11 protein-coding genes are annotated in these 9118 nt (G+C 38.9%); 8 read left to right on the top strand and 3 right to left on the bottom strand.

Going from position 1 to position 9118, the window contains the following annotated elements:
* The 3 genes from tolA to pal all read left to right on the top strand — a co-directional run.
* A partial coding sequence (gene tolA / locus HMPREF0023_RS16895; RefSeq protein WP_008941762.1) for a cell envelope integrity protein TolA occupies window positions 1-344 on the top strand: 344 nt, incomplete at its 5' end.
* Window positions 345-443: 99 nt separating this feature from the next.
* Complete coding sequence (gene tolB, locus HMPREF0023_RS08005; RefSeq protein ID WP_008941761.1) at window positions 444-1727, top strand: Tol-Pal system beta propeller repeat protein TolB; 1284 nt, start codon at window positions 444-446, stop codon at window positions 1725-1727.
* A gap of 22 nt (window positions 1728-1749) precedes the next feature.
* Entirely contained in the window at window positions 1750-2313 is a 564-nt protein-coding gene (gene pal, locus HMPREF0023_RS08000; protein ID WP_004641816.1) for a peptidoglycan-associated lipoprotein Pal, read from the top strand.
* Between the two features lie 40 nt (window positions 2314-2353).
* Here pal and HMPREF0023_RS07995 read toward each other — a convergent pair whose 3' ends face one another.
* On the bottom strand, window positions 2354-2542 hold the full coding sequence (locus HMPREF0023_RS07995) for an NF038105 family protein (RefSeq protein WP_008941760.1): 189 nt from the start codon (window positions 2540-2542) through the stop codon (window positions 2354-2356).
* A gap of 176 nt (window positions 2543-2718) precedes the next feature.
* On the opposite strand from HMPREF0023_RS07995, the gene HMPREF0023_RS07990 reads away from it, so the two are divergent.
* The 5 genes from HMPREF0023_RS07990 to HMPREF0023_RS07970 all read left to right on the top strand — a co-directional run bounded on the left by HMPREF0023_RS07990 (window position 2719) and on the right by HMPREF0023_RS07970 (window position 5986).
* On the top strand, window positions 2719-3693 hold the full coding sequence (locus HMPREF0023_RS07990; protein WP_005084499.1) for a class 1 fructose-bisphosphatase: 975 nt from the start codon (window positions 2719-2721) through the stop codon (window positions 3691-3693).
* 51 nt (window positions 3694-3744) lie between these two features.
* On the top strand, window positions 3745-4521 hold the full coding sequence (locus tag HMPREF0023_RS07985) for a TrmH family RNA methyltransferase (protein WP_008941759.1): 777 nt from the start codon (window positions 3745-3747) through the stop codon (window positions 4519-4521).
* 158 nt (window positions 4522-4679) lie between these two features.
* Window positions 4680-5291 (top strand): RNA polymerase sigma factor, encoded by a 612-nt coding sequence (locus HMPREF0023_RS07980; RefSeq protein ID WP_008941758.1) that lies wholly within the window; start codon window positions 4680-4682, stop codon window positions 5289-5291.
* Window positions 5284-5607, top strand: a complete 324-nt coding sequence (locus HMPREF0023_RS07975) for a hypothetical protein (protein ID WP_008941757.1) — start codon at window positions 5284-5286, stop codon at window positions 5605-5607. The genes HMPREF0023_RS07980 and HMPREF0023_RS07975 overlap by 8 nt, the downstream gene beginning before the upstream one ends.
* On the top strand, window positions 5597-5986 hold the full coding sequence (locus HMPREF0023_RS07970) for a DUF3106 domain-containing protein (RefSeq protein WP_008941756.1): 390 nt from the start codon (window positions 5597-5599) through the stop codon (window positions 5984-5986). The genes HMPREF0023_RS07975 and HMPREF0023_RS07970 overlap by 11 nt, the downstream gene beginning before the upstream one ends.
* Before the next feature lie 58 nt (window positions 5987-6044).
* Here the strand turns inward: HMPREF0023_RS07970 and HMPREF0023_RS07965 are convergent, their stop codons facing one another.
* Window positions 6045-8549 carry a CSLREA domain-containing protein gene (locus HMPREF0023_RS07965; protein WP_008941755.1) on the bottom strand — a complete coding sequence of 835 codons (2505 nt, stop codon included), beginning with the start codon at window positions 8547-8549 and terminating at the stop codon, window positions 6045-6047.
* A 14-nt stretch (window positions 8550-8563) separates the two neighbouring features.
* The coding region (gene rbtA / locus HMPREF0023_RS07960; protein ID WP_008941754.1) for a rhombotarget A at window positions 8564-9118 on the bottom strand (555 nt) is incomplete at its 5' end.

Below are 9118 nucleotides of genomic sequence, written 5' to 3'. Positions count from 1 at the left end.
CCGAGGCGGATGCTAAAGCTGCTGCCGCAAAACAGGCGGAACAAGAAGCAGCCCAGAAAAAAGCTGAATCTAGACGTATTGCTTCAACAGCTAAACGTGATTTCGAACAGAAAATTTACCGTGCTTGGACTATGCCATTAGGTTCATCAGGCCAAAGAGCTAGTGCCCGGGTAACATTAAGTGATAACGGTGCGGTCTTATCTGTTGTTGTGACAGCAAGTGATCCTGATGTTAAAGCTAGTGTTGAAGCAGCGATACGGGCAGCAGCTCCTTATCCGATGCCAGAAGATCCAGATGCAAGACGTGAAGCTCGAAGCTTTACTTCAAACTTCACTGCAAAATAGTAATAAATGGTTAACGTTACATGCTTGTAATAGCACAAAGCATGTAACTATGTTAAATAATCAACAGCCACAAAAAAACGAGAGCAAGTAATTGTAACTATGGAAAAGACTCGTAAGCATCTCATCGCAATTGCCGTTTTTACTGCAATTAGTACCGCTATTCCAGTGACAACTTTTGCGCAGCTTCAATTGGAGATTGCAAAAGCACCCGAAAAAGCGCCAAAAATCGCTATTGTTCCATTTACAAATGACAATGCGATCTACCCCATTGTTGAAAGTGATCTGAATCGCTCTGGTCGTTTTACCAGTGCGTCACAGAATTTACCTGCAACTGCCAGTATGAATCAGATTCAGGCTGGTGATTGGCAAAATGCGGGTGTTCCATATGTTGTGGTTGGTCAAAGTAAGGCGATCAATGCCAATACTTTTGAAATTCACTATCAGCTTTACGATGTACAAAAACAACAATACTTACTCAATGAGGTTTTGACTGTCCCTGCTGGTCGTGTACGTCAAGCTGGGCATATGATCAGTGATGCTATCTATCAAGCTCTGACAGGCATCCCCGGTGACTTTAGTGGTCGTATTGCTTATGTACTCCGTAATCAAGCAAATCCCGCACAGCGTTATACTTTACAAATTGCTGACACCGATGGTGAACAACCGAAAACCGTACTTTCATCACGTGATCCTATCCTCTCCCCAACTTGGACGCCTGATGCGAAGAAAATTGCTTATGTTTCGTTTGAAACCAAGCGTCCAGCCATTTATTTACAAGATCTAGCGACTGGTCAACGTGAAGTACTTGCAAGCTTTAGAGGCTTAAATGGTGCGCCGAGCTTCTCACCTGATGGTCAATCGATGTTATTTACAGCATCCATGCATGGTAATCCTGAAATTTACCAAATGAATTTGAATACACGTCAAGTACAGCGCATGACCAATGATACTGCGATTGATACTGAAGCACGTTATTCGCCAGATGGTAAATCATTTATTTTCACGTCTGATCGCGGTGGTTCTCCACAAATTTATCGCTATACCTTTGCAGATAAATCAGTACGGCGACTCACCTTCCGCGGTGCTTTCAATGCACGTGGGACCTTGAGTGCGGATGGAAAAAGACTCGCTCTAGTACATCGCCCAAGTGGAAGCAATTATAAAGTTGCACTCCAAGATATTAATACAGGGATTACAAATATCTTAACCCCAACCAGCTTAGATGAATCACCAAGCTTCTCACCAAATGGTCAAATGGTTGTTTATGCAACACGCGAAGGTAATCGTGGCTTGCTGTCAATCATGTCTACTGATGGTCGTTTCCGTATGAATTTACCAAGCGAGCAAGGTGAAGTTCGTGAACCTGCTTGGGCACCAAAATAAATTTACTTGATTGGAGAATCACATGAATATGAAATATCTTAGCCTTCCACTCATTGCTGCAACGCTAGTATTTACTGGTTGTGCAAGCCGTAAACCAGCAACAGACATTACTGCAGGAAATACACCAACAGGTACGACAGTAAGTACTGAAGGTTTGAGCGAAGATGCAGCCTTAAATGCACAAAACTTAGCTGGTGCATCTGCAAAAGGGGTGACTGCTGCAAATAAAGCATTCTTGGCGAAACGCGTTGTTCATTTTGACTATGACAGCAGTGAGTTATCTAACGAAGACTACCAAACATTACAAGCACATGCGCAGTTCTTAGTTGCAAATGCAAATTCACGTGTAGCTTTGACTGGACATACCGATGAACGCGGTACCCGTGAATACAACATGGCATTAGGCGAGCGTCGTGCAAAAGCAGTTGAAAGCTTCTTAGTAACAAACGGTGTAAATCCTCAGCAGCTTGAAGCAGTTAGCTATGGTAAAGAAGCTCCTGTAAACCCAGGTCACAACGAAGCAGCTTGGAAAGAAAACCGTCGTGTTGAGATCAACTACGAAGCTGTGCCACCTTTATTAAGATAAATAAGTTTAATAAAAAATGCTCACATCATGTGAGCATTTTTTATGTTTGAGATGAGGTATCGTCATCAGTAGGTTGCATTGATTCTATCAAGTCATGCTTATTAAACTTTTTATATTCAGGCTTTGCCTCATACTCTTTCCAAGCATCCTTGACACATTCTTTAGAAATTTCATCTAAATTAATTGGCTCACCTGCAGTAGGTGTTGCCTCAAAAGTCTTAGTTGACATTTTCGATCTCCAACGTCCTGTTTAATATCCAATCAACATAGCATGTAATGCCGTACTTGTAATCATAAAAGCAACATAAATAAAGTAAGATAATTTTTATTTTATAGCGATCTCATCTAGAATAGGCGCATTCTTTTTTATCCATTTCTGACACAGCTAAATTGGAGCTATTAAAAATGTCAAACCTAACTTTGTCTCAATATTTAGAACAACAAAATGGGAATTTGACTCCAGAATTGGCTCAAGTCATCGCAACAATTGCTGAAACCTGCAAGACTATTGATCAAGCATTACAAAAAGGCGCTTTAGCTGGAATTCTAGGAAGTGCGGGCAATGAAAATGTTCAAGGTGAAACTCAAAAGAAATTAGATGTAATTTCTAACGATTATTTAATCGATGCATTAAAAGTACACCCTCAAGTCGGTGGGTTAGCATCTGAAGAGTTGGACGATTTTACCCCTGCTCAAGAAAATGGAAAATATTTAGTGTTATTTGATCCACTAGATGGCTCTAGTAACATCGATATTAATATGTGTGTTGGTACGATCTTCTCGATCTTGCCCGCAAAAAATGCAGTAACTCAGTCTGCCGACTTTATGCAAGCTGGTATCGAGCAAGTCGCTGCAGGCTATGTGCTTTATGGTCCATCAACCATGTTGGCGCTTACAGTCGGTGCAGGCGTGGTGTTCTTTACTTTAGATCCAAACTCACAGACATTTTTATTGACCACTGAAAATGTACAAGTGTCAGCGGATACTCAAGAGTTTGCAATCAATGCATCAAATCAACGTCATTGGGAGAATCCTGTAAAGCGTTATATCGATGAGCTATTAGCAGGGAAAACATCAGTACGTGAAAAAGATTTCAACATGCGCTGGGTTGCATGTATGGTAGGTGATATTCATCGTATCTTATGTCGTGGTGGGATTTTCCTTTACCCATATGATTTGAAAGATCCGAAAAAAGCAGGACGTTTACGTCTTATGTATGAAGCCAACCCGATGAGCATGTTAATCGAACAGGCTGGTGGTGCTTCTACAACAGGTCGAGTTCGTATTATGGAAATCCAGCCAACTGAGCTTCATCAACGTGTCCCAGTCATTATTGGCTCTAAAAATGAAGTTCAACGTGTAACGAGCTATCATTCATAACTTAATCACTTCGGGCATCATTATATTGATGCCCTTTCGGATGTTCTTCTTATGGCGGTTATCTTTTTAGAATCAAAAGACAATGCAAAAATTAAACATTTGCGTGGCTTAATTGAACTCAATAGTGCTCGAAAAAAACATCAACAAACCGTTTTAGAAGGTAGTCATCTTTGCATTGCATGGTTGCAACAACAGAAAAAAATATTTTCTTTATTTACAACTGAACAAGCGCTTGCACATACAGATCTACAAAATGTGATGGAGCTACATCAAGGTCATGTTTTTGTGATTAGCGAAGTACTCTATAAAGATCTAAGCACTCTAGGCACGACGCTTCCCTGCTTAGCCATTATTGATCTACCTAAAACAGCATCAACAATTGACTTTAGTGTTGATACTTTGATTTTGGAAAATATCCAAGACCCCGGAAATGTGGGGACATTATTACGTTCAGCAGCCGCAGCAAATATCAAACAAATCGTTTGTACGCAAGGCTCTGCAACACTTTGGTCTCCAAGAGTGCTAAGAGCTGGCATGGGCGCTCATTTTAGTTTGAATTGTTTTGAAAACTTTCAGCTCAATGAAATTCTTCCAAAATTTCAGATCCCAGTTTTTGTCACCAGCTCACATAGATCAACGAGTCTATATTCCAAAGATTTGACCCAACCATGCGTATGGATTTTAGGGAATGAAGGTCAAGGTGCAAGTGAGTATGCACTTGAACATGCTCAAGCTGTAACAATTCCTCAACCAGGGGGACAAGAATCTTTAAACGTTGCAATCGCAGGTTCAATCTGCTTTTTTGAGATGGTCCGTCAACGTCTATAAAACGTTAAATTACATTAAAGCCGATTTTTTTGTTGGAAAAATCTATTACACTACAAAAAATAATTGCTTAAGTTGTCAACGCATCCACCATTTTCAACGTTATATGATTAATGAATTGATAATAATGGTGGGTTTCCATGACAGGATTTTCCATCTCTATGGATTTAGCACCGAAACAGGCTCAAACTGGCAACAGTACTGATACCAGTACTGTTGAACAACGTCTTCGTTTTTTTATGCAAGATGTGACTGGTCGTGCGCTTGTAATGATGGAAAGTGCTACACAAGGGCAACAAGGGATCGCAATGGATTTAGTGCAAGAAGCATTTATTTCTTTGCATAAATCATATGCAGATAAAAGTACTGAAGAATGGTACCCTCTGTTCTATACAATCCTTAATAATAAACTACAAGATTGGAGACGTAAGGAAGCACGCCGCGCTAATCCATTTTCTTTATTTAAAAAAATTAATTTAGATGATGATGAAGAAATTACTGATATTATTGATGAATCTACACCGAATCCATTTGAGTTTCTTGATCAAGAAGTCACAATGGATGAAATTCAAGAAGCCATTCATCAGTTACCAGTTCGCCAACAACAAGCATTTATGCTGAGAGCTTGGGAGGGTTTCGACACGATGACCACTGCTCAAATTATGGACTGTAGTGAAGGTAGTGTAAAAACACACTATCACCGTGCAATTCAGGGGCTCCGAGTTGCTCTCGCGCATTTAAATCCACATACGGGAGGATCATCAAATGGATAAAGATGAGTTCACTAAACAAGTGACTTCCAAACTTGATCAACTTGCAAAAGAACAGCAGCACAATAAGCTCATGGTGATGAATCATGTTTTGGATAGTGTCCAAAAGAAACCAACGTCTTATTACAGCATTTGGAAAATGTCTGGTTTTGCATTAGCTGCTGCAATTACAGGTATTGTGATTTTACCGAACTCTTTACAATTGACTGATAAACCACAAAACCAAGTTGTGATTAATCCAAAACTGTCCCCTCAAATGGTTGAAGATATGGAAATGTTAATGGTCTTGGGCGAGGATAAGGTTCGACATGGCAGCTAAAAGATTAGCACTTGTTGTATGTACAGTCGGCTTATTACAGACGAGTTTTGCTGGCTCAGATCGCTTTTGGCCATTTTCCAAGCCAGTTAAAACAACGACAGAAGAAGCATGGGATGATTTATCCCCAGAAGAGCAACGTGCGCTTATAAAGCGATATCAAACGCTTAAAGAGATTCCTAGCGATCAAAGCTCTCAACTACAACAACGCATGGAGTGGTTTACTCAACTCCCCGATGATGAAAAACAAAAAATGCGTGATGTATGGCAGAGAATGAGCACACAAGAACGCAGCACCTTACGTAAACGCATGCAAAATGCAAGCTTAGAAGAGCGCGTAAATATTAGAGAAGAATATTTAACTAAATATTCTGAACACTAAAATAGCGTATGTACTAAGGTAAAAAATAGCGCCATATGGCGCTATTTTTACATTGATCTTACTTTCTAAAACGGCGATAAGTTAACAAACCTAGTAGACCAAATAATGATAGAAGTGTTGTACTTCCTCCACCGCTATTCGCATTACGTTTATTATCTGTTGTATTAGCCGTGCTTATCACTCTAACTGTACCCACATTTGAGATCGCAGGCGTTGGAAGTTCATTATCATAAACTTGGTAGTTAAATGAAAAGTTAAATTGGTTAAAAGCATTTGCTTCTTTAATATAAAGATTACCACCATAACATTTTTCTTGTTCATCTGGCGCAGGACAATTCCCTACTCGATCAGCAGTAATAATTAAATTACTAGAAACATTGGATAAGCGGATTGGCAACTCTACACCTTCTTCATTATGCCAAAAAGCAGGTTTATTTGGCTTTAACTCAGGACCTGAGCCATTTGGACCAGTATCACCATCATCATTGGCAAAATTTAATAAGTTTAAAGTAGCAGTTTCATTTTGTTGATACTTCAATGTTACTGAGGTGTCTTTAACTACAGGTGCAATATTTACAAAAGCAGCCTGCAATAATCCTGTTGAGGTAATTCTTTCATCAGTACTCGATGTAATCGTATATTTACAATAGTACTTGTCACCAGCTTGAGTTATTTCATCATCAGTACGATAAATCATAATCTGTTCTAGATCAGCATTCCACTTACAGACAAGCTCCTCTTCTGGTTCAATACCAGCAATCGCACCATCAATCTGCCCTTTTCCTAATGCTTCAACAATTATCTTATAATCCTTCGTATTAAAGAATTGTAAAGCACGTGTTTTCCCATCAGATGTAAGAACCTCTTCAGGCAAAGGTAGCTTTTGATTGCGTAAATCTACATAAATCGCGCGATATTTTAATGCATTCTTGCTTTTTTCTGGATCAGCAAACACATCTAAAACTTTTTTGTATTGCTCTAAACGGAATTTATAATACGTTAGGAATTCTGCATTATTTGGATTTTTAACTAAATTTTCAAATAAGTCGTAACTACCTTGATAGTTATCGATCATTTTGCTAATTGAACTATTTGATAGATCAAAAATATCACCAGCAGTTAAACGCATTAACTCAACAGAACCAATATCACAAGTATTTCGTGCATTTGGATCAAAGTTCAAAGCACCATCAGTAATTCTAGACAACCCTCGCTGATCAATTTTACTACAATCAGTCACCCCTGTATTGGTTAGATCCTTAATTTTTTTATCTTCATCCTGCTGAAATCTATTATTATCGATAGGATAATATAAGGGCAAAAATCCAGTGTGGACAGAAGCAGGGATGTACTCACTTAAGTATGTACTGATTGGTTTACCGCTTACATCAATATTGCTTTCGTTATTGACAAAAACTTCATCGGGCAAATCACAGAAATTTTCCGCTGTTTCTTCTCTCACGATAGCATTATAAGCAAAAAGCATTGCAAAATCTTTCTGCTCTTTGGCCCCACCCAAAAGATAACGACACGCGTAAGTCCCTGCACCACCATTATATGCCAACACATTAAATCGTATGCGCTTCAATCCGATTTTGTCATATAAAAGTGTAGTGAATGCATTATTCTGAACAATGGTATTATTCTCTAATGTTAAACGACTCAAAGTACTTAATACGCTAGAGCTATTACCCGTTGTTGTACCTGCTTCTGCATCCCCTGTAAACTTGATAAGATTTCCATTTGACGAGTTCGCTATATTCTTAGCAATCGTATTAGATTCCAGCACAACTGTTGGTTCCCCAACAAACTCAAACATACTCTTAGAACTAGCTAGACCATTTCCAATTAGGCTACTTGAATTAATTGTAATGTTACGTTTCGTGTAGCCCAAATCATTTTTATCATGCATTGCAAGCACACTTCCAACAGGTGCTTGATTACCTTGGATTAAACTTTTAGAGATAGACAAACCACTATTATTCCCAGCCAAATAAATTGCACCACCAGCCTGCTCTGCTCGTGAGTCTAAAATTTGGCTACTTAGCAAAGAAATGTCAGCACCCGCATAAATTGCCCCCCCTAACCCAGAGGTATACCCACCGCTTAGAATCAGGTTACTCAAAACCAATTTCTGTTTACCGACAGTGGTATTAAAAATACGAGAATTTTCTGCTTTTATTGTCGTTTGTAAAGGAATTTGCGCTGGGTATTGATTAACCACATCATTCAATAAAACATTTTTATTTTCCCAATCTACAGGACCTGCACCAAAAATTGAAACACCAACTTGTGGTTGAAGTTCACTTTTTAACGTATAAACACCCGCTTCAAGTTGAATATTTTTTTGCGTACTAGAACGAGTATCTGTTACCACACACCCACCATAAGAAGTACGCCGTTTTGCGGTTTCAAGTGCTTCACGAAGTGAACAAGCTTTTAAGTTTTCACCATCTTCATCCGCAAATGTAGTGACCTTAATAGGCTCATCACTCATATCAGCTATCAAAGACATTGATGCCAATACCATTGATGCTAATAACGCTTTCTTATAATTTTTCATCTCATCATCCTTGATTATGACTTAAACCGACGTAACCCTATTAAGCCGAATAACATAATAATTGCGCCAAATCCAATACTTCCTCCACCAACATTTACAGTCTTACTTTTAAAATTATTTTTAGGATCCTGTACAATCGTTGTTGGAATCTCAATGTAATTATTCGAAATATCATTAAAGCGCGTTGTTGTCGTTACAATCCGCATTTTAAATATATCTGCACCATGCCAATTACTATACGGAACATAAGTAACATTTCCGTCTTGATCTAAAGTTAGAGTTCCCTTCGATGGTGTTTGATTCTGAACAACTTCCAAACAACCAAACTGCCAAGCTTGCCCATCTGAGCGCTTACCTAATACTTTCTCACAAGTTGCGGGGTCAAGTAACTCTCCATCGACTAAACTTTCAGAGATATTAAATTTTGCAATGTCATTGAAAAAAATATCCTGTCCTGCAATTGGAATATTACTACGATCAACGACCAGCTCTATCGCTCCCATATCACACAGTTCAGTATATCCAGTACGGCTTACGCCTCGCTGATCTGTTCTTTCACAATTTGCTAA

Origin of the sequence: Acinetobacter sp. ATCC 27244 (genome assembly GCF_000156555.1) — a bacterium.
Taxonomy (GTDB): Bacteria; Pseudomonadota; Gammaproteobacteria; order Pseudomonadales; family Moraxellaceae; genus Acinetobacter; species Acinetobacter haemolyticus.
This window is presented reverse-complemented; position numbering and strand designations above follow the sequence as displayed.